This window comes from Stenotrophomonas sp. 78350_Sma (assembly GCF_056482105.1).
In genome coordinates this window covers 1984998-2011557 of the sequence record NZ_CM151182.1, presented here as the reverse complement: position 1 = coordinate 2011557, position 26560 = coordinate 1984998, and the positions used below count along the sequence as shown (strand labels likewise).

General features: G+C 66.4%; 21 protein-coding genes. 11 read left to right on the top strand and 10 right to left on the bottom strand.

The window, feature by feature from the left end; genetic code table 11:
• Positions 1 to 76 precede the first annotated feature (76 nt).
• The 3 genes from ACZK4H_RS09465 to cmk all read right to left on the bottom strand — a co-directional run bounded on the left by ACZK4H_RS09465 (position 77) and on the right by cmk (position 3032).
• Positions 77 to 382: an integration host factor subunit beta gene (locus tag ACZK4H_RS09465; protein WP_005409286.1), complete on the bottom strand. Its 306-nt coding sequence runs from the start codon at positions 380 to 382 to the stop codon at positions 77 to 79.
• Between the two features lie 88 nt (positions 383 to 470).
• Positions 471 to 2156: a 30S ribosomal protein S1 gene (rpsA, locus tag ACZK4H_RS09460; protein ID WP_005409285.1), complete on the bottom strand. Its 1686-nt coding sequence runs from the start codon at positions 2154 to 2156 to the stop codon at positions 471 to 473.
• Between the two features lie 198 nt (positions 2157 to 2354).
• On the bottom strand, positions 2355 to 3032 hold the full coding sequence (gene cmk, locus ACZK4H_RS09455; RefSeq protein ID WP_049447856.1) for a (d)CMP kinase: 678 nt from the start codon (positions 3030 to 3032) through the stop codon (positions 2355 to 2357).
• A 197-nt stretch (positions 3033 to 3229) separates the two neighbouring features.
• On the opposite strand from cmk, the gene ykgO reads away from it, so the two are divergent.
• From ykgO to ACZK4H_RS09420, 7 genes are all read left to right on the top strand, one after another.
• Positions 3230 to 3355: a type B 50S ribosomal protein L36 gene (gene ykgO / locus ACZK4H_RS09450; protein ID WP_005409283.1), complete on the top strand. Its 126-nt coding sequence runs from the start codon at positions 3230 to 3232 to the stop codon at positions 3353 to 3355.
• Between the two features lie 176 nt (positions 3356 to 3531).
• On the top strand, positions 3532 to 3831 hold the full coding sequence (locus tag ACZK4H_RS09445) for a hypothetical protein (RefSeq protein ID WP_428843477.1): 300 nt from the start codon (positions 3532 to 3534) through the stop codon (positions 3829 to 3831).
• A 39-nt stretch (positions 3832 to 3870) separates the two neighbouring features.
• The gene (locus tag ACZK4H_RS09440) at positions 3871 to 4908 is read left to right on the top strand and encodes an agmatine deiminase family protein (RefSeq protein WP_032130076.1); all 1038 of its coding nucleotides are present in this window, start codon (positions 3871 to 3873) and stop codon (positions 4906 to 4908) included.
• Positions 4909 to 5071: 163 nt separating this feature from the next.
• The gene (locus tag ACZK4H_RS09435) at positions 5072 to 5959 is read left to right on the top strand and encodes a carbon-nitrogen hydrolase (protein WP_005409280.1); all 888 of its coding nucleotides are present in this window, start codon (positions 5072 to 5074) and stop codon (positions 5957 to 5959) included.
• Between the two features lie 14 nt (positions 5960 to 5973).
• A complete protein-coding gene (locus ACZK4H_RS09430; RefSeq protein ID WP_005409279.1) occupies positions 5974 to 6504 on the top strand; it encodes a GNAT family N-acetyltransferase in 531 nt (176 codons plus the stop codon).
• Positions 6497 to 7729 (top strand): TraB/GumN family protein, encoded by a 1233-nt coding sequence (locus ACZK4H_RS09425; protein WP_478473077.1) that lies wholly within the window; start codon positions 6497 to 6499, stop codon positions 7727 to 7729. Before ACZK4H_RS09430 ends, ACZK4H_RS09425 begins: the two co-directional genes overlap by 8 nt.
• Positions 7730 to 7780: 51 nt before the next feature.
• The gene (locus ACZK4H_RS09420; RefSeq protein ID WP_099552295.1) at positions 7781 to 8626 is read left to right on the top strand and encodes a phytanoyl-CoA dioxygenase family protein; all 846 of its coding nucleotides are present in this window, start codon (positions 7781 to 7783) and stop codon (positions 8624 to 8626) included.
• A 71-nt stretch (positions 8627 to 8697) separates the two neighbouring features.
• Here ACZK4H_RS09420 and ACZK4H_RS09415 read toward each other — a convergent pair whose 3' ends face one another.
• From ACZK4H_RS09415 to ACZK4H_RS09405, 3 genes are read right to left on the bottom strand one after another with little or no spacing between them, the layout of a single operon-like run.
• Complete coding sequence (locus tag ACZK4H_RS09415; RefSeq protein ID WP_099552296.1) at positions 8698 to 11784, bottom strand: efflux RND transporter permease subunit; 3087 nt, start codon at positions 11782 to 11784, stop codon at positions 8698 to 8700.
• Positions 11781 to 15302 (bottom strand): efflux RND transporter permease subunit, encoded by a 3522-nt coding sequence (locus ACZK4H_RS09410; protein WP_164145983.1) that lies wholly within the window; start codon positions 15300 to 15302, stop codon positions 11781 to 11783. Before ACZK4H_RS09410 ends, ACZK4H_RS09415 begins: the two co-directional genes overlap by 4 nt.
• Complete coding sequence (locus tag ACZK4H_RS09405; RefSeq protein ID WP_099552297.1) at positions 15299 to 16450, bottom strand: efflux RND transporter periplasmic adaptor subunit; 1152 nt, start codon at positions 16448 to 16450, stop codon at positions 15299 to 15301. Before ACZK4H_RS09405 ends, ACZK4H_RS09410 begins: the two co-directional genes overlap by 4 nt.
• A 205-nt stretch (positions 16451 to 16655) precedes the next feature.
• Here ACZK4H_RS09405 and ACZK4H_RS09400 point away from each other — a divergent pair, with 205 nt between their 5' ends.
• Positions 16656 to 17045, top strand: coding sequence for a c-type cytochrome (locus ACZK4H_RS09400; protein ID WP_005413034.1), 390 nt, complete (start codon positions 16656 to 16658; stop codon positions 17043 to 17045).
• Between the two features lie 9 nt (positions 17046 to 17054).
• Entirely contained in the window at positions 17055 to 17516 is a 462-nt protein-coding gene (locus ACZK4H_RS09395) for a c-type cytochrome (RefSeq protein ID WP_019661289.1), read from the top strand.
• Positions 17517 to 17671: 155 nt separating this feature from the next.
• Here ACZK4H_RS09395 and ACZK4H_RS09390 read toward each other — a convergent pair whose 3' ends face one another.
• Both ACZK4H_RS09390 and ACZK4H_RS09385 read right to left on the bottom strand, forming a co-directional pair.
• A complete protein-coding gene (locus ACZK4H_RS09390) occupies positions 17672 to 19552 on the bottom strand; it encodes an ATP-binding cassette domain-containing protein (protein ID WP_099552318.1) in 1881 nt (626 codons plus the stop codon).
• A gap of 348 nt (positions 19553 to 19900) precedes the next feature.
• A complete protein-coding gene (locus tag ACZK4H_RS09385; protein WP_099552298.1) occupies positions 19901 to 20776 on the bottom strand; it encodes a LysR family transcriptional regulator in 876 nt (291 codons plus the stop codon).
• Between the two features lie 102 nt (positions 20777 to 20878).
• Here ACZK4H_RS09385 and ACZK4H_RS09380 point away from each other — a divergent pair, with 102 nt between their 5' ends.
• Positions 20879 to 21958, top strand: coding sequence for a YeiH family protein (locus ACZK4H_RS09380; RefSeq protein ID WP_099552299.1), 1080 nt, complete (start codon positions 20879 to 20881; stop codon positions 21956 to 21958).
• Between the two features lie 159 nt (positions 21959 to 22117).
• On the top strand, positions 22118 to 23494 hold the full coding sequence (gene dbpA / locus ACZK4H_RS09375) for an ATP-dependent RNA helicase DbpA (RefSeq protein ID WP_099552300.1): 1377 nt from the start codon (positions 22118 to 22120) through the stop codon (positions 23492 to 23494).
• Positions 23495 to 23669: 175 nt separating this feature from the next.
• Here dbpA and ACZK4H_RS09370 read toward each other — a convergent pair whose 3' ends face one another.
• Together ACZK4H_RS09370 and ACZK4H_RS09365 are read right to left on the bottom strand one after the other, a co-directional pair.
• Positions 23670 to 24206 carry an adenine phosphoribosyltransferase gene (locus ACZK4H_RS09370; protein ID WP_032128313.1) on the bottom strand — a complete coding sequence of 179 codons (537 nt, stop codon included), beginning with the start codon at positions 24204 to 24206 and terminating at the stop codon, positions 23670 to 23672.
• Between the two features lie 768 nt (positions 24207 to 24974).
• Positions 24975 to 26540, bottom strand: coding sequence for a protein adenylyltransferase SelO (locus ACZK4H_RS09365; protein ID WP_099552302.1), 1566 nt, complete (start codon positions 26538 to 26540; stop codon positions 24975 to 24977).
• Positions 26541 to 26560: the final 20 nt, after the last annotated feature.

Below are 26560 nucleotides of genomic sequence, written 5' to 3'. Positions count from 1 at the left end.
GCGACAGCTCCAGTGGCAGGAGTCCGTAGCTTATCCGACCCGCGGCTGGATTCGCACGCGGTGGCGCGACGGAGGCTCAGGCCGGATCGGCGTCCAGCGGCAGCACACTGCTGACCCGCTCGCGCAGTTCCTTGCCCGGCTTGAAATGGGGGACGTGCTTGCCCGGCAGGGCAACCGATTCGCCGGTCTTCGGGTTGCGACCCAGGCGCGGCGGACGATAGTGCAGCGAGAAGCTGCCAAAACCACGGATTTCGATGCGATCCCCGGCGGACAGCGAACCGCCCATCATTTCCAGCAACGACTTCACCGCCAGATCGACATCATCGGCCTTCAGGTGCGCCTGGCGGCGCGCAAGGATTTCGATCAGTTCGGATTTGGTCATTACCGGCTCACATCAGGGGCATCTCAGCCTGAAACGGCCCGGGCAGAAGCCCGGGCCGTCCAGGAAACAACAAACAGCGTAAGGCCGATTACTCGGACTTGTTGCCGTTCAGCTGTGCACGCAGCAGCGCGCCCAGCTGGGTGGTGCCGCTGGAAGCCGAAGAGGACTGGTATTCCTCCAGCACTTCGCGCATTTCCGCGTCATCCTTGGCCTTGATCGACAGCTGCAGGGTACGGCCCTTGCGGTCCATGCCCACGAACTTGGCTTCGATCTTGTCGCCGACCTTCAGGTGCTGGGTGGCGTCGTCAACGCGCTCGTTGGCGATGTCGCGGGCCGAGACGTAACCTTCGATGCCGTCAGCCAGCTCGATGATCGCGCCCTTGGCGTCGACTTCCTTCACCACGCCTTCGACCTTGGAGCCCTTCGGATTGGCAGCCATGTACTGGCCGAACGGATCCTGCTCCAGCTGCTTCACGCCCAGGGAGATGCGCTCGCGCTCCGGATCGACAGCCAGGACGACGGCGTCCAGGGTATCGCCCTTCTTGAAGTTGCGAACGACGTCTTCGCCGGTGGTGTTCCAGCTGATGTCGGACAGGTGGACCAGGCCGTCGATGCCGCCGTCCAGGCCGATGAAGATGCCGAAGTCGGTGATCGACTTGATCTGGCCCGACACCTTGTCACCCTTCTTGTGGGTGGCAGCGAAGGTTTCCCACGGATTGGCGGCAACCTGCTTCATGCCCAGCGAGATACGGCGACGCTCTTCATCGACGTCCAGCACCATCACTTCGACTTCATCACCAACCTGGACAACCTTGGACGGGTTGACGTTCTTGTTGGTCCAATCCATCTCGGAGACGTGCACCAGGCCTTCGACGCCCGGCTCGATCTCAACGAACGCACCGTAATCGGTGACGTTGGAGACCTTGCCGAAGACGCGGCTGTTGGCCGGGTAACGACGGCCGATGTTGTCCCACGGATCCTCGCCCAGCTGCTTCAGGCCCAGCGAAACGCGGTTGCGCTCGCGGTCGAACTTCAGCACGCGGACGTCCAGCTCGTCGCCGACGTTCACGACTTCCGACGGGTGACGCACGCGCTTCCACGCCATGTCGGTGATGTGCAGCAGGCCGTCGATACCGCCCAGGTCCACGAACGCGCCGTAATCGGTCAGGTTCTTGACGACACCCTTCAGGATCGCGCCTTCCTGCAGCTTGTCCATCAGCTGCTCGCGCTCTTCCGAGTGCTCGCTTTCGACGACAGCGCGGCGCGAGACCACGACGTTGTTACGCTTGCGGTCCAGCTTGATGAGCTTGAACTCGAGTTCCTTGCCTTCCAGGTAGGCCGGATCGCGCACCGGGCGCACATCGACCAGGGAACCCGGCAGGAAGGCGCGGACATCCTTGATGTCCACGGTGAAACCACCCTTGACCTTGCCGCTGATGCGGCCGGTGATGGTTTCGTTCTTTTCCAACGCTTCTTCCAGCTCGTCCCACACCATCGCGCGCTTGGCCTTCTCGCGCGACAGGACGGTTTCGCCGAAGCCGTTCTCGATCGAGTCGAGGGCGACCTTGACGATGTCGCCTTCGGCGACGTCGATTTCGCCAGCGTCGTTACGGAACTGTTCGATCGGCACGATGCCTTCGGACTTCAGGCCAGCGTTGATCACCACGACGTCGCCGCGGACTTCAACAACGGTACCGCTGACGATGGCGCCCGGCTTCAGCTTGGCCAGGTTGGCCTGGCTGGCTTCAAACAGTTCGGCAAATGATTCGGTCATTAGATTTACTCTGTTGGACACATGGGTCGGTGGCGTCCCCTTCAGGGGAATGGCGACCGCCCGCCTGTTGGTCGACCCCGGAAACGCAGGTCGTGTGTAGTAGGAAAACCGCCACGCATCATTGCGCGACGGAGCTGGTACAGCACTGCTTTGCGCGACCACCACTGATGCTGCTGGCAGTGCTCCCGCGCGAACGGATCAGGCAGCCGGAACCGGAAGCAGATCCATCACTCGGGCAACGACATCATCGATGCCGATGCCTGTGGTGTCGATGAGGACAGCATCGTCTGCCGGCTTCAGGGGCGCCACGGTACGCTGAGCATCACGGGCGTCGCGGGCCATGATCTCGCGCAGGAGGTCATCAAAGTTAACAGAAACCCCCTTGTCTTTCAACTGCTTATGCCGGCGCTCGGCGCGCTCCTCGGCACTGGCGGTCAGGAAGACCTTGTAGGGGGCGTCCTTGAAGATCACCGTGCCCATGTCGCGACCGTCGGCAACCAGGCCGGGCAGCTCCCTGAATGCGCGCTGGCGCTCCTTCAGGGCGGCCCGGACCTCGGGAATGGCGGCGATGGCCGAGGCCAGTGCGCCGGTGGTCTCCAGGCGCAGCTCGTCGGTGGCATCGGTGCCGTTCACCATGACCCGCATGGCTTCACCCTGCTCGACAAACTGAACGTGGGTATCGAAGGTGCAGCGTACCAGCGCCGAGGCGTCGGAGGTGTCGATGTCTGCCCAGCTCGCGGCCACGCCCACTGCGCGGTACAGCGCGCCCGAATCCAGGTAATGCCAGCCCATCCGGCGCGCGATGATGCGGCTGATGGTACCCTTGCCAGCCCCTGAAGGGCCGTCGATGGTCAGGACGGGAGCGAGTGGATTCATGGGGTTCCCAGAGCGTGTAAAGGGGTCATTCTAGCCCCCGCCAGACGCCCCCAGCGGGATCTTTTGTGCAACCACTTGAAACCACGAGGAAAAGCCCGGTAGAATGGCGGGCTTGAACGAGCGTCAACTGCCGATTGTCTTTCGCATATCGCGGCCACGCTCCACCCGAACAACTACTGTTTACGCCGAGGTATGCCATGAAAGTCCTGTCCTCCCTGAAGTCGGCGAAGGCCCGTCACCGTGACTGCAAGGTCGTGCGTCGTCGTGGCAAGATCTTCGTCATCTGCAAGTCGAACCCGCGTTTCAAGGCGCGTCAGCGCTAAGCCCAACAGCCTTCGCGGCTGCGGCTGGCCCTACGCGGGGCCGACCCGATGCAAAAAGCCGCCTTCGGGCGGTTTTTTGTTTATGCGGCTTTTTCCTGCCGTTTTTGCTGTAATCGCCTTTCTTGACCACTGGGGAGTAGATCGAGATGAAGCGTTACCTGTCCGCCCTGGCCGTGATGGCCACCCTGGCCGCCGCCACGCCGGCGCTGGCCGATACCCTGCTTGTCGACCGCGCCCGCGAGAAGCCGGCCGGTACCCTGCCCGTGCGCGGCCAGAGCATGCAGCAGGTGCAGGCGCAGTTCGGCGCGCCGAGCGAGCAGCTGCAGCCGCGTGGCGGGCAGAAGCGGCAATGGCCGACCATCAACCGCTGGGTGTACCCGCAGTTCACCGTCTACTTCGAGAAGCAGAAGGTGATCGACGTGGTGGCCAACCAGGCGGACCCGAACGAAATCGGCCCGAAACCGCCGATCCGTTGATCCCTTTACCCGCCGTGGGCGGGCCTGTGTAGCGAGACCATGAACCAGACCCTTCGTTTTCCTGCCGAGTGGGAAGCCCAGAGCGGCGTCCTGATTGCCTGGCCCACCGCCGATACCGACTGGGCTGACCGCCTGGGCCAGGTGGAAGAGACCTACATCGCCCTGGTCGCGGCCATCACCCGCTTCCAGCCGGTGCTGATCTGCGTGGCCGACGATGATGTGGAGACCTACGCCGAGATGCGGCTGCGCTCCAACCGCATCGACATGGACAAGGTCCACTTCACCACGGCGGCCTACGACGATACCTGGCTGCGCGATTCCGGCCCGATCACCCTGCGCCGTGCCGACGGCGGGTTCCAGCTGCTGGATTTCCGCTTCACCGGCTGGGGCGGCAAGTTCGACGCCACCCTGGATGACCAGCTGGTGGGCGTGCTCGACCAGGCCGGTGTGTTCAACGATGCGCCGGTGCGCAGCATTCCGTTCGCCCTGGAAGGCGGCGGCATCGAAACCGACGGCGAAGGCACCCTGCTGACCACCTGGAAGTGCCTGCACGAGCGCCACCCGGACCGCGACCGCGCCAGCCTGAGCGCCGACCTGGCCGATTGGCTGCAGCAGGACCGCGTACTGTGGCTGGACCACGGTTATCTGGAAGGCGACGACACCGACGCGCATATCGACACCCTCGCCCGCTTCGCCTCGGCTGACAGCATCGTCTACCAGGCCTGCGACGACGAGAGCGACTCGCACTACGCCGAACTGCAGGCGATGGGCAATGAGCTTGCGGCGCTGCGTACCAAGGATGGCCAGCCGTACCGCCTGTTCCCGCTGCCGTGGGCACAGCCGGTGATCGACGAAGGCCGCCGCCTGGCTGCGTCGTACGCGAACTATCTGATCGTCAATGGCGCAGTGCTGATGCCGGCCTACGGCGATCCGGCCGACGACCTGGCCCGCGACGTGCTGGCCCAGGCGCACCCGGGCCGCGAGATCGTGCAGGTGCCCTGCCGTTCGCTGATCTGGCAGAACGGCAGCCTGCACTGCATCACCATGCAGCTGCCGGCAGGGTTGTTGAAGGCCTGAGGATTGGTAGTGCCGGCCGCTGGCCGGCAACCCTGCACTGCCTGATGGATCCACGGGATTGCCGGCCAGCGGCCGGCACTACCCAGCACCCATTCAGCGCGCGACACGCCGTCGCCGTCCATCCGCGCTAACATGCTGGTTTTCCCCCGCAGGAACGCCCCGCATGAACTCGCGCAGCCCCCTTACCGTCGCCCTGATCCAGGAGCGCAACCACGGTGATGCCGCCGCCAACCTGGCGGTGATCGAAGCACGCGTGGCCGAGGCGGCTGCGCAGGGCGCGAAACTGGTGCTGCTGCAGGAACTGCATAACGGTCCGTACTTCTGCCAGCACGAATCGGTGGACGAATTCGACCTGGCCGAACCGATTCCGGGCCCGAGCACCGAGCGCCTGGGTGCGCTGGCGAAGAAGCATGGCGTGGTGCTGGTCGGCTCGCTGTTCGAGCGCCGCGCTGCCGGCCTGTACCACAACACCGCGGTGGTGTTCGAGAAAGACGGTACGCTGCTCGGCAAGTACCGCAAGATGCACATCCCGGACGATCCGGGCTTCTACGAGAAGTTCTACTTCACCCCGGGCGACATCGGCTTCAAGCCGATCGATACTTCGGTCGGTCGCCTTGGCGTGCTGGTGTGCTGGGACCAGTGGTACCCGGAAGCGGCGCGCCTGATGGCGCTGGCCGGTGCCGAGCTGCTGCTCTACCCCACCGCGATCGGCTGGGACCCGGACGATGTGCAGGACGAGAAGACCCGCCAGCGCGACGCCTGGGTGCTGAGCCACCGCGGCCACGCCGTGGCCAACGGCCTGCCGGTGCTGAGCTGCAACCGCGTCGGCCACGAGGCCTCGCCGCTGGGCGCGTCGGGCATCCAGTTCTGGGGTAACAGCCACGTGCTGGGCCCGCAGGGCGAGTTCCTGGCCGAAGCCGGCACCGATGCCACCGTGCTGCTGTGCGATGTCGACCTGCAGCGCAGCGAGCACGTGCGCCGCATCTGGCCGTTCCTGCGCGACCGTCGCATCGACGCGTACGGTGACCTGCTCAAGCGCTACATCGACTGAGCCGGAGCCCGCGCATGGCCGTCCTCATCCGTGATGCCGGCCCGGCCGACATCGCCGCGATCACCGCAATCTACGCGGTGGAAGTGACCGACTTCGTCAACACTTACGAGTACGACATCCCGGACGCGTCCGAGATGCTGCGCCGCATGCGCGACATCATCGACCGCGGCTTCCCCTACCTGGTTGCCGAGATCGACGGCCAGGTGGCCGGCTATGCCTACGCCAACACCTACCGCACCCGCGTTGCCTACCAGTGGACCGTGGAGAACTCGGTCTACGTCGATGCCGCGTTCCAGGGCAAAGGCGTCGGCACGGGCCTGCTGCAGGCCTTGATCGATGCCTGCGTGGCGCGTGGCTACCGGCAGATGGTGGCCGTGATCGGCGAACCGACCAACACCGCTTCAATCAAGCTGCACGAACGCTTCGGCTTCGAGCTGGTGGGCGTGTTCCGTGGCCTCGGCCGCAAGCATGGCCGCTGGCTGGATACCGTGCAGATGCAGCGCGCGCTCGGCGATGGCGCCGACACCGCACCTTCCAATGAATGAACCCATGACCGAAACCCTTTCCGAGACCGGCGACGACCTGTTCGCCGGCCAGCCGGTGCGCGTCGTCGAACGCGACGGCGTACGCTACACCCTGCTGGGCACCGCCCATGTTTCGCGCGCCAGCGTTGAAGCCGTGGAGAAAGCGATCGACAGTGGCCGTTTCGATGCGGTGGCCGTTGAACTGGACCCGCAACGCCTGCAGGCGCTGAGCGATCCGGACACGCTGGCCAAGCTCGACCTGGTCGAGGTGATCCGCAAGGGCCGCGTCGCCCTGTTCGCCGCCAACCTGGCCCTGTCCGCCTACCAGCGCCGCCTGGCCGAACAGCTCGACATTGAGCCCGGCGCCGAGCTGAAGCGTGCGGTGGAGCTGGCGCGCGAACGCAACCTGCCGGTGCACCTGATCGACCGCGAAGTCGGCCTGACCTTCCGTCGTGCCTCGCAGCGGCTGGGCTTCTTCGGCAAGCTGAAGCTGGTCGCCGGGCTTGGCGCCGGCCTGTTCTCGTCCGAGGAAGTGGGCGAAAACGAAATCGAGAAGCTCAAGCAGGGCGACATGCTGGAGTCGAGCTTCGGCGAGTTCGCCAGCGAGAGCCCGGCGCTGTACGAGACCATCATCGGCGAGCGCGACCTCTACATGGCCACGCGCCTGCGCGAGGAACACGACCCGCAGCAGCGTGAAGTGCTGGCGGTTGTCGGTGCGGGTCACCTTGCAGGCCTGGCGCGCTACCTGGAAACCGATACCGAGGCACCGGCACCGCTACGCGCCGAGCTCGAAGCGGTGCCGAAGAAGCGCAACATTCCGTGGTTCACGCTGGGCATCCTGGCGATCGTGGCGACCGGTATCGGCGTGGGCTTCTACCGCGGCGGGCTGGGCGTGGGCACCGAACTGCTGGCGACCTGGGCGATGTATACCGGCGGCCTGGCGGGCCTGGGCTGCCTGCTGGCCGGCGGCCATCCGCTGAGCATCCTCACCGCGATCGCGGTGGCCCCGTTCAAGCCGTTCCGCCTGAGCATCCCGACCGGCGCGTTCTCGGCGCTGGTGGAAGCACGCCTGCGCAAGCCGGCGTACGAGGACTTCCTCAAGCTGCGCGACGATGCGCAGAGCCTGAAGGGCTGGTACCGCAACCGCGTCACCCGCGTGGTGCTGACCTTCATGCTGACCAACATCGGCAGCATGCTCGGCCTGTGGCTGACCACGTTCAAGGTGTGGGGCAAGGTGGCGGGATAACCCCCCCCAACACTCGTGGCTATACTTGGCGTTTAAGGAAGGAACACCCCAATGGATGCATACGATGCGCTGATGCGCGATGGTTTCGTGGTGGTGCGCCAGGCGATTGCACCCGCACTGGTCCAGGACATCAACGAGCGCATCGCGCGCTTCAAGCAGCGCAATCCAAAGGCGGTGTCGCGAAACCTTGACGATCACAAGCGCATGTATCGGATCGTCAACCTGCACCTTGCGGTGGATGCGATGACCCGCCTGCTCACTGACAATCCGGCCATCGACGTCTGCGATCGCTTCCTCGGCGAACCGACCACGCTCTACACCAGCCTCTACTACGAGCGCGGATCGGAACAGCCGTTGCATCGTGATACGCCAGTATTCTGCACCTCCCCGGGCGAGCGCTACATGGGGGTGTGGACCGCGCTGGATCCGGTTGATGAAAGCAATGGTCCATTGCGCGTGGTCCCGGGCAGCCACCTGCTGCCGCCAATTGATGTACAGGCGCTGCGACACGAGGTCTTCGGCTACGGCCCGATCAGCGCCATGTCGCCGGAGGGCTGGACCGCCTATCAGGATGCGGTTGCGCGCCAGTGCGAAGACGCTGGCCTGAAGCCGCAGTCGGTGCACGTGCAACCGGGCGATGTGATCGTCTGGCACCCGCAGTTGTTCCATGGCGGTGCCCCGCATCCCTCTGCCGGAACCCGTCGCAGCGTGGTCATGCACGTGACCCCGAAGTCGATGCCCGTGGGCCACATGGATGTTTTCTACGGGCAAACCCCTCCGCTGGCCAAAGCGCCCTGGCGCTATTACCGGCGTGGCCAGCGTGAGATCGCACGGTTCGGGCAGGTGGATTTCGGTCACGAGTACACGCGCCGGACCTGGTTCCTGCGCAGGGCCTGACCCGACCGGAAAAAGGGGGAGGCCGCCCCACTACGACCGGCCTCCCCCACACCACAACACGTTGTCGCGCATTACAGCCGGGCAGCGCCCGGCTCTACCATCTCCACTCCACGCGCGCGACGGATCAGCCGCGTCACGGCATTGCGCAGATCATCGAGCACCGCGTAGATCGTCGGCAGGAACAGCAGGCTGACCACGGTCGAGAACGCCAGGCCGCCGGCAATGGCGCGCGCCATCGGTGCGTACTCCGGGCCGTTGCCGAACATCTGCGTATTGGTCAACGAGATCGGCACCATCGCCAGGATCGCCGTGCCCATCGTCATCATGATTGGCCGCAGGCGCTCGCGCGAGCCTTCAACCAGTGCCTGCGTTCGGCCCATGCCGCCGCGCCGCAGGTTGTTGATGTGCTCGATCATCACGATGCCGTTGTTCACCACCACACCCATCAGCACCAGGATGCCGATGAAGGACATGATCCCGAACGAAGTGCCGGTGATCCAGAACAACCAGAACACGCCGAAGATCGAGAACAGCACGCCGCTCATGATCGCCGCCGGGAACAGCAGCGACTCGAACACCGCCGCCATCACCACGTAGATCATCACCAGCGCGATCAGCAGGTTGAACACCATCTGCTGCATCGCTTCGTCGTCGTTGCCGTAGTCGCCGCCATCGAAGGTGAAACCATAGCCGGCCGGGAAGTTCATCGGCTTGAGCACGGACTCCATCGCCTTGCGGCCATCCGGCGCGGTGACCTTCTCGGCCAGGTTGGCCTTGATGGTCAGCGTGGTCTGGCGGTTGGTGCGTCCGATCTGGGTGGCCGAGGAGCCGACATCAACGCTGACCAGGCTCAGCAGTGGCACGCTGCGGCCATCGCCGGTACGCACGCTGAAGCCAGCCAGGTCTTCCGGGCTGCTCTGCTCGGCACCAGCGAAACGCACCCACACCGGCACTTCGTTGTCGCCACGGCGGAACTCGCGCATCGGTGCACCGCGCAGGGCCAAGCCGACGAAGCTGGCCACCTGTTCGGCGTTGAAGCCGAACGCCGCCGCACGCTCGCGGTCGACGCGTACCTTCAGCTCGCCGCCCTTCTCGCCATTGTCGATGCGCACGTCGCGCAGCTCGGCACGCTGGGCCAGCAGCGGCACCACTTCCTGGCCGATCTCCTGCAGCATCGAACTTGAGTCGCCGACCAGCTGCACCTGCACGCCCTGGTTGCCGCCACCACCGCCATCGCCGCCCTGGTTGCCGACGAAATAATCGGTACGCGCCGACTTCGGCAGGCCCTTGCGTAGTTCTTCCTGCAGCGCCTTGATGTCCTTGGCGTACTTCTCGTCCAGGGTGACCACGGTCGAGCTGCCTTCCTGCTCGCTGTACCAGGAGTACACCTGCTTGACGTGCAGGCGTTCGCGGTTGGCGTCGATCCAGTTCTCCACACGCGCCACTTCCTCGGACATCTGCCGATAGGTGTATGCGCCCTTCCACATGTAGCCGATGAAGATGTCCTTGCCGCCATCCCCGCCGAACATGTCGACCTTGGTCAGCTTCATTGGCACCAGGCTGACCAGCACCACCAGCACGATGCCAAGCAGGCTCCAGCCGCGATGGTGCAGCGACCAGTCCAGCAGCTTGGCGTAGCGGCGCTGCAGCCGCGCGATCAGGCCGGTCTGCGAGTGCACCAGCTTGGGCGTGGCCATGCGCGCGGACAGCATCGGGATCAGGCTGACCGCAACCAGCCACGAGGCCAGCAGCGAGACCGAGATGGTGATCGCGATCTGCGCCATGAAGATGCTGATGTTGTTGGTCTCGCCGAACAGGTTCGGCACGAACACGATGCAGTGGCACAGCGTGCCGGCGCTGAGCGCGATGGCCACGTTGCGGGTGCCGATGATCGAGGCCAGCCGCGGCTGCCCGGGCATGCGCTCGCGCTCCTGGTAGATGCTCTCCACCACCACCACGGCGTTGTCGACCAGCATGCCCACCGCCAGCAGCAGGCCCATCATGGTCAGGATGTTCAGCGTCACCCCGACGAAGTACATGAAACCCAGGGTGATGGTGAAGCAGATCGGAATGGCCAGGGTCACCATCAGCGTGGACGGCCAATGGCGCAGGAAGAAGAACAGCACCGTGATCGACAGGATCAGGCCGACCGCACCGGCCTCGGCCAGCTCAAGCAGCGAGGAGGTCACCGCCTTGCCCTGGTTGTCGATCACCTTGATCTGCACGTCGCGCATCGACGGCTCCGCGCGGATCGATTCGACCTCGGCCAGAGCCGCCCGCGACACCTCGACCAGGTTGGCACTGCGCTCCTTGAAAATGTCCAGGCCGACGGCCGGGTTGCCGTCCAGGCGACGCCCGTAATTCATCCGCGCCGGTTTCAGGCGCACGTCGGCGATATCCCCCAGGCGCAGGCCCTTGGCGTTGATCACCAGGTCGCGCATCTCCTGCAGGTCGGTGATCTCACCTACCGGCTGCACGCGCACGCGCTGGCCGTTGTCATCGATCTGCCCGGCCGAGATCGAGAAGTTCAGCGTGCGCAGGCGCTCGCTCAGCTCATTGATGCTCAACCCGTGCGCATTGAGCCGGTTCGGATCGATGGCGATCTCCACCTCATTCGGCGGTGCGCCGGTGATGTCAACGCGGGCCACGCCGGGAATGCGCTCGATGCGCCGCTTGAACTCGCGGTCGAGCATGTCGTAGGCGGTGGTCAGGTCGGTGGTGCTGGCCAGGCGCACCTTCAGCACCGGCTGGTCGCTGCTGGACCACTTGAACACGTTGTAGCGCTGCAGGTCATCGGGCAGGTCGCTGCGGATCGCATCGATGCGCTCGCGTGCATCGGAGGCGGCGATGGCGATGTCGCGGTCCCAGTCGCTGAACTCGATGAAGATCAGCGCCGCTTCGGAGGTGGCCGACGAGCGCATGCGCTTGATGCCAGTCATCGTCGCCAGCGACTCTTCGACCGGTCGAATGATGGTCCGCTCCACTTCCTCCGGGGTCGACCCGGTATAGGGAATCTGCACGAACAGGAACGGCGCGGAGATGTCCGGCAGCGCCTCCAGCGGCAGCCGGAACGAGGCGATCAGGCCGATCACCACCAGTGACACGAAACACATGATGGTAGTGACCGGGCGGCGGATGGAGAACTCGGCAACACTCATGCCGGTTCCTCCGTGCCCGCCGCGCTGCCTGCTGCGCCCGGCTCGATTTCGCCGGCGTGCTTGCGGCCGCGCTCGCGGTAGTAGGCGTCGCCGCGGCGGTCCATCAGGTCGTAGACCACCGGGATCACCAGCAGGGTGAGCAGGGTCGATACCAGCAGGCCGCCGATCACGGTGATCGCCATCGGTGCACGCACTTCAGCGCCCTCGCCCATCGCCACCGCCAGCGGCAGGAAGCCGAACAGCGTGCACAGCGTGGTCATGATGATCGGCCGCAGGCGCGAGCGCGCACCTTCCACCAGCGCCTCGTGCTTGGCCACACCGGCCTCGCGCAGCTGGTTGACCTTGTCGATCAGGATGATCGCGTTCTTGGTGACCAGGCCGACCAGTAGGATCAGGCCGATGAACACCACCACCGAGATGGGCTTGCCGGTCAGCATCAGCGCCAGGATCGCGCCGACCAGCGCCAGCGGGATGGTGAACAGGATCACGAACGGATGCAGCAGCGATTCGAACTGCGAGGCCATCACCAGGTAGACCAGGAAGATCGCCAGGCCGAAGGCGAAGATCAGCGACTTCGCCGCCTGTGCCAGTTCCTCGCCCTGGCCGCCGATGTGCAGGCCGACACCCGCGCCCAGCGGTTGCTCGGCCACCATCTGCTGTACTTCGCGCATGGCCGCGCCCAGATCGATATCGCGCAGGTTGGCCGACACGACAGCGACGCGGGTCTGGTCGGCGCGATGGATCTCGCTCGGGCCAGTGGTGGCCACCACATCGGCCACCGCGTCCAGCGTCACCGGGCGGGTGCTGCCCGGATTGACGATCAGCCGACGGATGCTTTCCACGCTGGCACGATCACCTTCCTGCGCACGCACCAGCACGTCGATCTTGCGGTCACGGAAGCTGTAACGGGTGGCGACATCACCACGCACCTTCTTCACCACCACATCGGCGATCTGGCGGGTGGTCAGGCCCAGTGCACCGGCGCGTTCCTGGTCGAAGCGGATCTGGATTTCCGGGAAGCCCTCTTCCACCGTGGACTTCACGTCGGCGTAGTGCGCATTGCCACGCAGCATCGCCGCCAGGCGCTGGCCAGCCACTTCCAGCGTCGCCATGTCCTGCCCGCGCAGCTCGATTTCCAGCGGCGTGGAGAAGCTGAACAACGCCGGCCGCGCGAAGTCGACCTGTGCACCCGGATGCTGGCCCATTGTGTCACGCAGGCGCTCGGTGATCTCCGCTTCGGTACGCGCGTTGCCACCGCCTTCCATCACCACGGTCAGCTTGCCGATGTTCTCGCCGCTCTCGGTCGGGCTGGCATCCAGGCGGGTGCCGCTGCCACTGACGCCGTACAGCGAGGCCACGCCCTCGCCGTTGCCGTGGGCCAGCTGCAGCTCTCGCACCAGCGCATCGGTCTGCTTCAGCGGCGTGCCGGCCGGCAGCTTCACCGTCATTTCGAAACGATCCTGCGCCAGCTGCGGGATCAGGTCGGCACCGAGCATCGGCACCAGCGCCATGGTCGCCACGAAGATGATGGTGGCCACGCCCAGTACCTTGCCCGGATGCGCCAACGCGCTCGGCAGCAGGCGCAGATAGCCGCGCTCGGCACCGGCGTAGGGCTTCATCGCCAGATCGCTGGCCTTGCGCATCACCGGGCCGACCACCGCCACCACGCCACGCCACGCACGCACGACCAGCCAGGCCAGCGCATAGAAGCTCCAGCGCGCGGTTGCGACGGCACCACGACGCCCCAGTGCCACCGGCTTCTGCCAGCGGTTCTGCGGCTGCCACGGTTCGTTCGGTGCTTCTTCCGGGAACGCCAGCGGCGGCCGCCCCTTCAGCGAGCTGAGCATCGGGATCAGTGTCATCGATACCAGCAGCGAGATCGCAATGGCGATCGCCACTGTCAGTGCCTGGTCGCGGAACAGCTGGCCGGCGATGCCGTCGACGAACACCAGCGGCAGGAACACCGCGATGGTGGTCAGGGTCGAGGCGACCACCGCCATGCTCACTTCGCGGGTACCGGCAATCGCCGCCTGCAGGATGCCCAGGCCACGCTCGCGGGCCTTGGCGATGCTCTCCAGTACCACGATCGAATCGTCCACCACCAGGCCGGTGGCCAGTGCCAGGCCACCCAGCGACATCACGTTCAAGCTCAGGCCCAACTGGCCCATGAAGAAGAACGTGGCGATGATCGAGACCGGCAGCGACAGGCTGATCACGAACGTGCTCCAGCCATCGCGCAGGAACAGGAAGATGATCAGGATCGCCAGCAGGCCGCCGATCACCGCATCTTTCTTGACGTCGGCGATGGCGTGCTCGATGAAGCGCGACTGGTCCTCGATGGTGGTCAACTCGACATCGGAGGGGAACGTGGCCTTGATCTGCTCCAGGCGCTTGCGCAGCGCTTCGGCGGTGGACACGGTATTGGCGTCGCCTTCCTTGTAGATCGCCAGTTCGACCGATTCCTTGCCGCCCAGGCGGATCACCGCTTCGCGCTCCTTGTAGCCCTGGCGCACGGTGGCCACATCCTTCAGGCGCACCGGCACACCGTTGGCGACCACGCTGGAGCCACCACCGGACGATGCGCTCTGCGCCGCCGAGGCCGCCGCGATGGCGGCCGCCGAACCGGTCGACGCGGCGATGTTGAACATCTGCTGCAGTGCCGAGTCCGCCGCACTGCCGTTCGACGCCTGGGTGGTGACCAGCAGGTTGCGGATTTCCTCCAGATCGGCGAACTGGTTGACGGTACGCACCAGGAAGCGCTGCGAACCCTCCTCCAGGCGACCGCCGGAGATGTTGATGTTCTCGTCCTTCAGGCGCTTGATGACGGTGTCGATCGGCAGGTTCAACTGGGCCAGCTTCTGCTGGTCGATGTCGACCTGGATCTCATCCTCCAGGCCGCCACCGACCTTGACCGCCGCCACGCCGGTAACCGGCTCCAGCTTCTTCTTCAGGTCTTCATCGGCATAGCGGCGCAGGCCGGTCAGCTCGCGGATCGCATCGGCATCGGTGGCCGGCGCGTCCTTGCTCGACAGCACCAGGCGCATGATCGGCTCGGTGGACGGATTGAAGCGCAGCAGCACCGGGGCCTTGGCCTCCAGTGGCAGGTTCAGCGCTTCCATCTTGTCGCGCACCTCCAGGCTGGCCTGGTCCATGTTGGTGCCCCAGGCGAACTCCAGCACCACATCGCTCTGGCCGGTGCGCGAGACCGACTTCAGCTTGCGCAGGTTCTTGACCACGCCGACCGCTTCTTCGACCGGCTGGGTGATCAGGGTTTCGATTTCGGTCGGCGCCGCACCGGTGTATTCGGTGCGCACGGTCAGCGTCGGGTAGCTCAGGTCAGGCAGCAGGTTGACCTTGAGGTTGCCCAGCGCGATCAGGCCGAACAGCAGCAGCGTGACCGTGCACATGGCGATGGTCACGCGGCGGCGGGTGGCGAATTCCACCAGGCCGCCGCGCATGCCGGCGGCGGCGCCGTCGCTCGCCGGCGAGGCACCGTGGTCGTGGCCCGGGGCGGTCATTGCTTGCTCCCGGCCTTGTCTGCCGGCGTGGGGGCCGCTGCGACCGTCTTCGCCTTGGCCTTCGGATCGGCGATCACCTGCACCGCGGTACCGTCGCGCAGTGCGACCTTGCCGGCGGTGACCACCTGATCACCGGCCGCCAGGCCATCACGGATCTCCACCCACGGGCCCTCGGCGTAACCCAGCTTGACCGGAACGCGTGCGACCTTGCCTTCGCGCACCCGGAACACCGCCGGCTCACCGTCGTCGAGCAGCGCCAGGCGCGGCACCACAAGCGCATCGGCACGCTGGTCGTAATCGATGCGGATGCGCCCGAACATGCCGGGCTGCAGCGCGTGCGCGGCGCCATCGAAGGCACTGACCACGCGAAACGTGCCGCTGCCCGAATCCACCACCGGCGCGATGCGATCGACGGTGCCGGTGAAGCTCTGGCCCGGCAGCGCATCGGCAGCCAAGGTCACCGGCTGGCCGGCGCGCAGCGTGGCCAGTTCGCGCTCGGGCACGTTGAGGGTGGCTTCCAGGCGCGAGTTGTCGACGATGCGGAAGATCGGCGTGTTGATCTGCACGAAGTTGCCGGTCTTGATCGAGCGCGAGGCGATCACGCCGGAGATCGGCGCCACCACCGTGGTGTAGGACAGCTCCAGCGTGGCCAGGCGGTATTGCGCGCGGACGTTCTCCAGGTCAAAGCGCAGCTGGTCGACATCGGCGGCACTGACCATCTGCTGGCCAACCAGTTTCTGGGCGCGCTGGTAGTTGTTTTCCAGCTTGCGCATCTGCGCTTCGCTCTGGGCAACGGCCAGGCGTGCGCGGTCCGGGTCCAGGCGCACCAGCGGCTGGCCGGCGCTCACCCGCTGGCCTTCCTCGACCAGCACCGCCAGCGCCACGCCCGAGGTCTTGGCGACGACCTGCGATTCGGCGCGCGGTTCCAGTGCAGCGGTACCGGTGTAGCTGGCCGCGACGGCACGGTGGCTGGCCACTGCCACCTCGACCGGGACCGCGTCGACCTTCTTCTCCTCCTTGGTCTCGGCAGCCTTGGCTTCGGAATTGGGCCCTGCGGCGCAACCGCCCAGCAGCAGGGAGGTGGAGATCAGCAGTGCGGCAGCGCAGATTCCGCTGCGACGGCCGGACAGGAAGGTTGGGTGCGACATCGTCAGGTCCCTGGAGGATGCGTGGACAGGTGTGGTAGCAAAGTAATGCACCACTTCACGGCCACACCATATCCCAAAGGTCATGGTGCCTTCACGCCACCGGTCGGACCGACCCCATTTCAGCTAGATGAAACCTGGGGCTATACTCGGGTCGTTCCGTACCCCACGCCGGAACGACCAGACCCGAATCCCCGGAAACGACACCATGCGCCCGCAGCCGCTCGCCGCTTGTCTCGCTCTGGCCGTCCTCCTGCCCCTTGGGGCCGCCGCACAGCCCGCTCCTGCTCCTGCCACACCCGCTCCGGCCCCGGCTCCTGCCGCCGCGCCGGCGCCTGCCGCGCCCACCGGCAACTTCGACAATGGCCGCGTGTTGGCCTACACCTGCCAGGGGTGCCACGGCATCACCGGCTACAAGAACGCCTACCCCAGCTACCGGGTGCCGAAGATCGGCGGCCAGACCCAGCAGTACCTGGCCCAGGCCCTGACGGAGTACCGCCAGGGCAAGCGCCGGCATCCAACGATGCAGGCGCAGTCGATGAGCTTCAGCGAACAGGAGATCGCCGATCTCTCTGTTTACCTGTCCACCGTCAAGTAAGGCCCGCCCATGTCGAAAGCCGCGCATCCGATGCGTCATGCCATCGCCCTGTCCGTTGCCCTGCTGCTGGCCGCCTGTTCGCAGTCGCAGGTGGAAAACAGCGAGAAGTCCGCCGCCGACCCGGGCCATGCCAGCGGCGAACACGGTTCTTCTTCTTCGGCCGGCCTGCCTGCAGGCCGCGAGGCCGCCGGTGAAGCCCGCGCCAAGGTGAAGGGCAAGGCCACCAACCAGAGCTGCATCGACTGCCACGGGGCCGACGGCAATGCGCCGATCGACCCGACCTACCCCAAGCTGGGCGGGCAGTATGGCGATTACCTGGCCCATGCGCTGCAGGCCTACCGCGCCGGCGACCGCCAGCACATGCTGATGACGCCGCAGGCGAAGGACCTGAGCGATCAGGACATCGCCGATCTGGCGGCGTACTTCGGCAGCCGGCCGAGCCAGCTGCGGGATCTGCACGGGGTCAAATGACCACCGGCCCCCGGTGGGTGCGGACCTTGGTCTGCACGGACCGTTGATTGGTGGGTGCGGACCGTTGGTCCGCACAGATCCGGATATCCACGCATGGCGTGGATCTACTGATTCTCCACCCGATCAATCGGCGCACTGCTGGCGCCGACCGATACTCAGCCTTCCAGCTCTTCCCAGCGCGCGTAAGCGGCATCCAGCTCGGCCTGCACCTTGGCCAGCTGCTGGGTGTGCGCGGTCACTTCGGCGCTGCTGCGGGTGTAGAACGACGGATCGTTCATCGCCGAGGTCAGGCCTTCGACATCGCCTTCCAGCTTCTCGATGGTCTTCGGCAGCTGCTCCAGTTCGCGCGCTTCCTTGTAGGCCAGCTTGCGCTTGGGCGCAGCCGGAGCAGCGGCCGTAGCGGCCGGTGCAGCTGCCGCCGGCTTGGCTGCCGGAGCGGCAGCAGGCGTCGCCACACTTGCCGCGTAACGCTGCCAGTCGCTGTAGCCGCCGACGTACTCACCGATCACGCCATCGCCTTCCATCACCAGCGTGGAGGTCACCACGTTGTCGATGAAGTCACGGTCGTGGCTGACCAGCAGCAGGGTGCCGGTGTAGTCGCCCAGCAACTCTTCCAGCAGCTCCAAGGTTTCCACGTCCAGGTCGTTGGTCGGTTCGTCCATCACCAGCAGGTTGGACGGCTGCGCGAACAGCTTGGCCAGCAGCAGGCGGTTGCGCTCGCCACCGGACAGGCGGGTGATCGGCGCACGCGCACGTTCCGGGGTGAACATGAAGTCCTGCAGGTAGGCATGCACGTGCTTGCGCTTGCCGTTGAACTCGAGGAAATCGCGGCCTTCGGCCACGTTCTCGATCGCGCTCCAGTCTTCGCGCAGCACCGCGCGGTACTGGTCGAAATAGGCAATCTGCAGGTTGGTGCCGGCGTTGACCTCACCCTTGGCCGGCTGCAGTTCGCCCAGCAGCAGCTTCAGCAGCGTGGTCTTGCCGCTGCCGTTGGGGCCGATCAGGCCGATGCGGTCCCCGCGCAGGATGGTGGTGGTGAAGTCGCGGACCATGGTGCGCTCGCCGAAGGCGAACGAAATGTCCTTGACGTCGATCACCTTCTTGCCGGAGCTGACGCCCTGCGCGGCTTCCATCTTGACGTTGCCGCTGAGGTCGCGGCGCTGCGAACGCTCGGTGCGCATCGCCTTCAGGCGGCGCACGCGGCCTTCGTCGCGGGTACGACGGGCCTTGATGCCCTGCCGGATCCACACTTCTTCCTGCGCCAGCAGCTTGTCGAAGCGCGCGTTTTCCTGCGCCTGCGCGTTGAGGCGTTCCTCGCGGCGGCGCTCGTAGTTGGCCCAGTCGCCCGGCCAGCTGGTGACCTGGCCGCGGTCGATCTCGACGATGCGGGTGGCCAGTGCACGCAGGAAGCGACGGTCGTGGGTGACGAACACCACGCTGCCGCTCCAGCCCTTCAGGAATGCTTCGAGCCAGTCGATGGCTTCGATGTCCAGGTGGTTGGTCGGTTCGTCCAGCAGCAGTACGTCGGGGCTGGACACCAGTGCACGGGCCAGCAGCACGCGGCGCTTCATGCCGCCGGACAGGCGGCCGAACTCGGCCTCGCCGTCCAGGTCGAGCTTGGTCAGGGTTTCGCTGACGCGCTGGTCCAGGCCCCAACCGTTGGCGGCGTCGATCTTGGCCTGCACGTTGCCGAGGGCTTCGCCATCGAATACTTCGGCATGACTGAGGTGGTGGAATTCGGCCAGCCACTGGCCCAGTTCGCCGAGGCCATCGGCGACGACGTCGAACACCGAGCCGGCGGCGCCGTGTGGCACTTCCTGCTCCAGGCGGGTGACGCGCACGCCCTGCTGCACGCGGACTTCGCCGTCATCGGGCTTGTGGTCGCCGGACAGCAGCTTGAGCAGGGTGGATTTGCCGGCGCCGTTGCGGCCGATCAGGGCGATGCGTTCGCCCGGCTCGATCGACAGTTCGGCCTTTTCCAGCAACAACGGGCCGCCGACGCTGAAGTCGACGTTCTGCAGAGTAATCAGAGGCATCCGGATATTGTACGGGTTGGGGGCGTCGGCCGGGTTGCACCCGGCACCCGCAGAGGCCACTGCTGCTGCCGAAGCAACAGCCAAAGCTCGTTTCCTGTGGGATGGCGGGGCGGTGTGGGTCTGCAGGACACGCCGTAAACCCATCCTTGGGGGCTCGATGGCGCCATCCATGGCGCCAACGGTCCTGCAGACCCACATCACCCCGCCTCTGACAGTTTCCCGCGATCTGTCGGAACGGCATTCTGCTCTGGTGGGTGTCGACCTTGGTCGACACGGTAGATCCACGCCATGCGTGGATGAACGCTGGAGGGACTGTCGATGGATGGGATCGACTGGGGTTCTGATGGATTACCCCACCTCCCCCAGCAACGCCTGCAACCCCGGCAGCCATTGCTTGCCCGGGTGACGTACCAGCCACAGCGTGCGCTGCAGGGCGGGCAGCGGAGTCTCGAGCACGCGCAGGCGGCCGAGGGCCAGGGGCTCTTCCAGCGCGTGACGCGAAAGACAGGCCAGGCCGAGGCCGGCGATGGCGGCCTGCTTGATCGCTTCGGTATTGCCCAGCTGCAGGGTCTGGGCGAAGCCACGCAGGTGCGGCAACAGGGCCTGTTCGACGGCTTCGCGGGTGCCGGAGCCGGGCTCACGCAGCAGCCAGCGTGCGGCGCGAAGTTCATCCAGCGTCCAGCGCGCGGGGGCGTCGGCGGCAGCGACGATCACCAGCGGGTCCTGCTGCCAGGCCGTGACCTGCAGGCCACGCTCGTGGCACGGGCCTTCGATCAGGCCGGCGTCCACGTCCAGACGCTGCACGGCAGCGACCACGCCGGCACTGTTGTCGATGCGCAGGTCGACCTCGGCCTGTGGCGCCTGGCGCAGCAGTTCGGCAATGCGCGGCGGCAGCAGGTAATTGCCGATGGTGGTACTGGCGGCCAGCACCAACCGCAGCGGTGCGCCCTGCGATGGGTCGCTGCCGGCAGCCAGCTGCCGCTCCAGATCGGCGGCGTTGACCAGCAGGGTACGCGCCGGCTCCAGCAGTGCGCGGCCGTGCCCGTTCAGCGCCAGGCGGCGGCCGATGCGGTCGAACAGCGGGGTGCCGAAGTGCGCCTCCAGTTCCTGCAGGGCGGCGCTGCTGGCCGACTGCGAAAGCGCGATGGCCTGGCCCGCGGCGGTAGTACTGCCGTGATCGGCGATGGCGACGAAGACCTGCAGCTGGCGCAAAGTCAGGCGCATGGCACTTACCTTCTTGATGGGTAGGTTTCACCAATATTATTCGTTTTACAGGTCATCGTCCCTGGCGCACGCTTGCCCCATCACTCCAGCCCTGCTCCTGCCATGAACGCCCCTGCCCTCTCCCCCTGGTCCCTGCCCGCCCTGCGCCAACGCTGGCAGCCACGCCTGCCCGGCCTTCTGCTGGTGGGCCTGATCGCGGCGGCGTCGCTGTACCTGGCCGAGCTGCCGTGGCTGCAGGCACATGGCCTGAGCGCGCTGACCGTCGCCATCGTCGCCGGCATCGTGGTCGGCAACACGTTCTACCCGCGGCTGGCACCGAGCAGCGCGGCCGGTGTCGGCTTTTCCAAGCACTGGCTGCTGCGCGCCGGCATCGTGCTGTACGGGCTGCGCCTGACCTTCCAGGACATCGGCCATGTCGGCGTCACTGGCGTGCTGATGGACGTGCTGGTGGTTGCCAGCACCTTCGGCCTGGCCTGCTGGCTGGGCGTGCGCGTGTTCAAGATGGAGCGCGAGGCAGCCATGCTGATCGGTGCTGGCAGCGCGATCTGCGGTGCGGCAGCGGTGATGGCTGCCGAACCGGTGGTGCGTGGCCGCGCTGCGCATGTCACCGTCGCGGTCTCGACGGTGGTGGTGTTCGGCACGCTGGCGATGTTCCTGTACCCGGCGCTGTATGCACTGGTGCAGTCGCACGGCTGGCTGGCGATGGACGCGCGGCAGTACGGCCTGTTCACCGGTGCGACGGTGCATGAAGTGGCACAGGTGGTGGCGGCCGGCCGTGCGGTCAACGAAGCAGCGGCCGACACGGCGGTGATCACCAAGATGGTGCGGGTGATGCTGCTGGCGCCGTTCCTGATCGCGCTGTCACTGTGGCTGGCCCGTGGCGGCAAGACCAGCGCCGACGGCAGCAAGGCGCGCATCGTGGTGCCGTGGTTCGCGTTCGGTTTCGTGGCGGTGGCCGGGTTCAACTCGCTGCATCTGCTGCCGGCCGGCCTGCAGGCGGGGCTGGTGCAGCTGGATACGGTGCTGCTGGCGATGGCGATGGCCGCGCTGGGCCTGACCACCCACGTCTCGGCGCTGCGCCAGGCGGGCCTGAAGCCGCTGCTGCTGGCACTGATCCTGTTCGCCTGGCTGCTGTTCGGCGGCCTGGCGATCCACCAGGGTGTGCTGGCGGTGCTGGGCTGAGCGCTTGGACAGCGTCATCCACGCATGGCGTGGATCTACTGAACGGCGCCCGATGGATCCGCCCCGCGCGTCGATGTCCTCCGGTAGATCCACGCCACGCGTGGATGGCGCCCCCGCCCCATTAGGCGGGAGCTGCCTTCCGGACGGGTACAATGCGCCATGACTGACTTCTCGACCCTGCCGCTGAGCCCGGCCCTGCAGCCCGGCCTGGATGCCCTCGGCTACACCACTCTCACCCCCGTGCAGGCGCAGAGCCTGCCGGCCATCCTCGATGGCCGCGATGTGATCGCACAGGCGCCGACCGGCAGCGGCAAGACCGCCGCCTTCGGCCTGGGCCTGCTGCAGTCCATCGACCCCAGCGTGATCCGCGTGCAGGCGCTGGTGCTGTGCCCGACCCGCGAACTTGCCGACCAGGTCGGCAAGCAGATCCGCAAGCTGGCCACCGGCATCCCCAACCTGAAGCTGTTGCTGCTGGTCGGCGGCGTGCCACTCGGTCCGCAGCTGGCATCGCTGGAAGGCCATGACCCGCACGTGGTCGTCGGCACCCCCGGCCGTGTGCAGGAGCTGGCGCGCAAGCGCGCGCTGAATCTTGGCGCGGTGCGCACGCTGGTGCTGGACGAAGCCGACCGCATGCTCGACATGGGCTTCGAGGAACCGATCCGCGAGATCGCCGGCCGCACCCACAAGGACCGCCAGAGCCTGCTGTTCTCCGCCACCTTCCCCGACAGCATCCGCGCCATGGCGCGTGACCTGCTGCGCGATGCGGTGGAAGTGACCGTGGAGGGCGCCGACCAGGCACCCGCGATCCGCCATATGTTCTGCGAGGTGGAACCGGCGCACCGCCAGAAGGCATTGGCCGGCCTGCTGCTGAAGTACACGCCGGAATCGGCGGTAGTGTTCTGCAACACCCGCAAGGATGTGGACGAGGTTGCGAATTCCCTGCAGCAGTTCGGCTTCTCCGCACTCGCCCTGCACGGCGACATGGAGCAGCGCGACCGCGAGGAAGTGCTGCTGCTGTTGGCCAACCGCAGCTGCAACGTGCTGGTCGCCAGCGACGTGGCCGCGCGCGGCCTGGACGTGGAAGAACTGGCGGCGGTGATCAACTACGAACTGCCGACCGACGTGGAGAGCTACCAGCACCGCGTGGGCCGCACCGGCCGTGCTGGTGCCAGCGGCCTGGCGATCAGCCTGGTGGCCGGCCGCGAAAAGACCCGCGCCGAAGCCATCGAAGCGCAGATGGGGCAGCCGCTGGACTGGCAGAAGACGCCGCTGGCGACCGCGCGCCCGGCCGAGCTGCCACAGGCGGCAATGCGCACGCTGCGCATCGACGGCGGCAAGACCGACAAGCTGCGCCCGGGCGACATCCTCGGTGCACTGACCGGTGATGCCGGCCTGTCGAGCAAGTTCATCGGCAAGATCGCGATCTTCCCGACCCGTTCCTATGTGGCGATCGCGCGTGAGCAGGCCAACAAGGCCGTGGCCAAGCTGGAAGCCGGCAAGATCAAGGGCCGCCGGTTCCGCGTGCGGATGATGTGATTGAAGCAGCGTTGCCAACCACGGTTGGCAACGATCTGACCTGGTAGTGGCCAACCGTGGTTGGCCCACTCCGTGGCGTCAGTCGCGAAAAGCGCTGCCAACCAAGGTTGGCAACTACCGGTTCCCGGCCATTCGCTCTGGTAGATGCCAACCTTGGTTGGCACCTGCCCTTCGATCAGAACACCAGTTCGGTGTGCAGCGGCAGGTCTGCTTCCCAGCGCGCACGGCCGCCGAGGCCGTCGAGTTCGACCAGCACGCCGGCACCGACCACGTCAACGCCCAGGCGGCGCACCAGCGACAGCGCAGCGACCAGCGTGCCGCCAGTGGCCAGCACGTCGTCGATGATCGCCACGCGGGCACCGGCCGGCAGCGCATCGGCGTGCACTTCGATGCAGTCGCTGCGGTATTCCAGCGTGTATTCCTCGCGCAGCACCTGGCCCGGCAGCTTGCCCGGCTTGCGCACTGGCACGAAGCCGACACCCAGTTCCAGCGCCATCGCGGCGCCAAGGATGAAACCACGCGATTCGATACCGATCACCGCGTCCAGCTTCTGGTCGCGCCAACGGTCGGCCATCGCGGTGATCGCACCACGGAAGTCCTCGCCGTGGGCGAGCAGCGGCATGATGTCCTTGAAGAGGATGCCGGGCTTGGGGAAGTCGGCGATGTCGCGCAGGCGTGAGGCCCACTGCGGAGCGACGATGGCGTCGGTCATGTCACGTTGGCTATCTGATGGCGGCATAGGGTACCTGTTCCGGGCGCCGCCTGCCTGTCGGGGGTGCTCGGCCGGGCTGCGCCCGGCACCTGCGGTAGTGCCGGCCGCTGGCCGGCAACTTCAACGGCAACAGCAAGAGCAACAGCGGGTTTCCTGTGGGATGGCGGGGTGGGTCCGGTTGCGGGAGACGCCGTAACCCCCCCTCCGGGGTCCGGCCCAGCCGCTGGCGGCTGTGCGTTCGGGCGCTTGCGAAGCAGTGCTTCGCAAGCAAAGCGCCCTCACCCATGGGGGCTTGGCCGCGGCTTGCTCGTGTGCGCTGTCCTGCGCACACGGCAAGACCGGGGTTGGGCGTCCTGCCCAACCCGCCCGAGGCATGCCTCGGGCCCATGCCGCGGACACTCCCGCAACCGGACCCATCCCGCCTTCGACAGTTTCCTGCGATCTGTCGTAGATCCACGCCATGCGTGGATGAATCTCCATCGAAATCGAATATTTCAAGAATTGAACGAAGAGCATCCACGCATGGCGTGGATCTACCGTGTCGACCAAGGTCGACACCTACCCACAGCAGCGGGAATCTGTCGGAGGTGGGGCGGTGTGGGAGTGCGGGGTGTCAGCCGCATGGATGCGGCTGCCAAGCCTACAGGGACGTACTTGCGGCGTCCCCGCACTCCCACACCGCCCCGCCAAGCCACGGAATCCAGCTTTTGCTCTGGCTGTTGACCTGGCCTCTGCAGGTGCAGGGCGCAGCCCTGCCGAAACCCACCCTCAGGAACTGCAGGACAGCATTGAACAGCCGGCACGATTGTCGGCCCAGGCCGGGCGCTTGCCGGCAAAGTGCTCGAGCCCGGCGCGCTCGGTGTATGGATCACGCAGTACGTCCTGCAACGCATGTACACCGCCAAGGTCGCCCTGCTCGGCGCGATCGATGGCCTCCTGCGCCAGCCAGTTGCGCAGCACGTACAGCGGATTGGCTGCGGCCATCTTCGCCGCGCGCTCAGTCGCCGACAGCGGATCGGCCTGCAGCCGCGCCGCGTAGCCCTGCAGCCACTGCTGCAACGGTGCCTGCACCGTCTGCCGGCGTGCCTCGTCGTAGTACACCGCCTCCAGCACTGCTGTGTCCGGTGCCAACGGATCGATGCGCATCAGCGCGCGCCAGGCCAGGGTCATGTCCATGCCGCCGTCCTGCATCAGCTGCTGCCAGCGCAGGAAGAGCTGCAGGTCGTCATCGTCGGCTGCGGCCAGGCCGAGCTTTGCGGCAGCATCGCGGCGCGTGCAGGCCACGAAGGTCGACTGGTATGCGGCCAATCCAGCCTGCAGCGGCGCCACATCGGCAAACAACGGCGACAGTGCCTGCGCCAATCGGCTCAGGTTCCAGTACGCCACCTGCGGCTGCGTGCCGAAGCGGTAGCGACGCCCCTGCGCGTCGGTGGTGTTCGGCGTCCAGTCCGGATCGAAGTCCTCGACCCAGCCATAGGGACCGTAATCCAGCGTCAGGCCGAGCACGGACAGGTTGTCGGTGTTCATCACGCCATGCACGAAGCCGACACGCATCCAGTGCGCGATCATCTCGGCGGTGCGCACCGCGATCTGCGCGAACCAGTCGCCGTACAGCGCTTCGCCCTGCCCTTGCAGTTCGGGGAAGTCGCGGGCGATGCAGGCATCAACCAGCTGCTGCAGCAAGGCGGTTTCCCCGCGCGATGCCGGAAGCTCGAAGGAACCGAAGCGCAGGAAGGACGGCGACACCCGGCATACGATGGCGCCAGGCTCGGCACGCGGATGGCCGTCATAGAACATGTCACGCACCACGTCGTCGCCGGTGCCGACCAGCGACAACGCGCGCGTGGTCGGCACACCCAGGTGGTGCATGGCCTCGCTGCACAGGAATTCGCGGATGGATGAGCGCAGCACTGCGCGTCCATCGGCGCCGCGCGAGTACGGCGTGGGGCCGGCGCCCTTCAGCTGCAGCTCCCAGTGGCGGCCATCCGGCGCAACCAGTTCACCCAGCGAGATCGCACGGCCATCGCCGAGCTGGCCAGCCCAGTGACCAAACTGATGGCCACCGTAGTTGGCTGCCCAAGGCTGCATGCCGGCGTACAGCGCATTGCCGCCGAACACGCGCGCAAAGCCCTCGCTCTCGACCTCAGTGGTGTTGAAGCCGAGCATCGCGGCGACGTCCGGCGCCCAGGCCAGCAGCGTGGGAGCGGCCACTGGCGTCGGCATCACCGGCGACCAGGCGGCGCCCAGCACTTCACGCCTGCGCGGGCCGGATTCGGGGTCGCCCGGCAAGGCATGCAGCAGGCGGTTGTCGAAACGGGGGCTGTCGGTATCCATGGGGTTGAAGATGGGGACGA

Excerpts from the sequence above, each read along its gene's own strand:
- ACZK4H_RS09465 (WP_005409286.1), bottom strand. The coding sequence starts at position 382 with ATGACCAAATCCGAACTGATCGAAATCCTTGCGCGCCGCCAGGCGCAC.
- rpsA (WP_005409285.1), bottom strand. The coding sequence starts at position 2,156 with ATGACCGAATCATTTGCCGAACTGTTTGAAGCCAGCCAGGCCAACCTG.
- cmk (WP_049447856.1), bottom strand. The coding sequence starts at position 3,032 with ATGAATCCACTCGCTCCCGTCCTGACCATCGACGGCCCTTCAGGGGCT.
- ykgO (WP_005409283.1), top strand. The coding sequence starts at position 3,230 with ATGAAAGTCCTGTCCTCCCTGAAGTCGGCGAAGGCCCGTCACCGTGAC.
- ACZK4H_RS09445 (WP_428843477.1), top strand. The coding sequence starts at position 3,532 with ATGGCCACCCTGGCCGCCGCCACGCCGGCGCTGGCCGATACCCTGCTT.
- ACZK4H_RS09440 (WP_032130076.1), top strand. The coding sequence starts at position 3,871 with ATGAACCAGACCCTTCGTTTTCCTGCCGAGTGGGAAGCCCAGAGCGGC.
- ACZK4H_RS09435 (WP_005409280.1), top strand. The coding sequence starts at position 5,072 with ATGAACTCGCGCAGCCCCCTTACCGTCGCCCTGATCCAGGAGCGCAAC.
- ACZK4H_RS09430 (WP_005409279.1), top strand. The coding sequence starts at position 5,974 with ATGGCCGTCCTCATCCGTGATGCCGGCCCGGCCGACATCGCCGCGATC.
- ACZK4H_RS09425 (WP_478473077.1), top strand. The coding sequence starts at position 6,497 with ATGAATGAACCCATGACCGAAACCCTTTCCGAGACCGGCGACGACCTG.
- ACZK4H_RS09420 (WP_099552295.1), top strand. The coding sequence starts at position 7,781 with ATGGATGCATACGATGCGCTGATGCGCGATGGTTTCGTGGTGGTGCGC.
- ACZK4H_RS09415 (WP_099552296.1), bottom strand. The coding sequence starts at position 11,784 with ATGAGTGTTGCCGAGTTCTCCATCCGCCGCCCGGTCACTACCATCATG.
- ACZK4H_RS09410 (WP_164145983.1), bottom strand. The coding sequence starts at position 15,302 with ATGACCGCCCCGGGCCACGACCACGGTGCCTCGCCGGCGAGCGACGGC.
- ACZK4H_RS09405 (WP_099552297.1), bottom strand. The coding sequence starts at position 16,450 with ATGTCGCACCCAACCTTCCTGTCCGGCCGTCGCAGCGGAATCTGCGCT.
- ACZK4H_RS09400 (WP_005413034.1), top strand. The coding sequence starts at position 16,656 with ATGCGCCCGCAGCCGCTCGCCGCTTGTCTCGCTCTGGCCGTCCTCCTG.
- ACZK4H_RS09395 (WP_019661289.1), top strand. The coding sequence starts at position 17,055 with ATGTCGAAAGCCGCGCATCCGATGCGTCATGCCATCGCCCTGTCCGTT.
- ACZK4H_RS09390 (WP_099552318.1), bottom strand. The coding sequence starts at position 19,552 with ATGCCTCTGATTACTCTGCAGAACGTCGACTTCAGCGTCGGCGGCCCG.
- ACZK4H_RS09385 (WP_099552298.1), bottom strand. The coding sequence starts at position 20,776 with ATGCGCCTGACTTTGCGCCAGCTGCAGGTCTTCGTCGCCATCGCCGAT.
- ACZK4H_RS09380 (WP_099552299.1), top strand. The coding sequence starts at position 20,879 with ATGAACGCCCCTGCCCTCTCCCCCTGGTCCCTGCCCGCCCTGCGCCAA.
- dbpA (WP_099552300.1), top strand. The coding sequence starts at position 22,118 with ATGACTGACTTCTCGACCCTGCCGCTGAGCCCGGCCCTGCAGCCCGGC.
- ACZK4H_RS09370 (WP_032128313.1), bottom strand. The coding sequence starts at position 24,206 with ATGACCGACGCCATCGTCGCTCCGCAGTGGGCCTCACGCCTGCGCGAC.
- ACZK4H_RS09365 (WP_099552302.1), bottom strand. The coding sequence starts at position 26,540 with ATGGATACCGACAGCCCCCGTTTCGACAACCGCCTGCTGCATGCCTTG.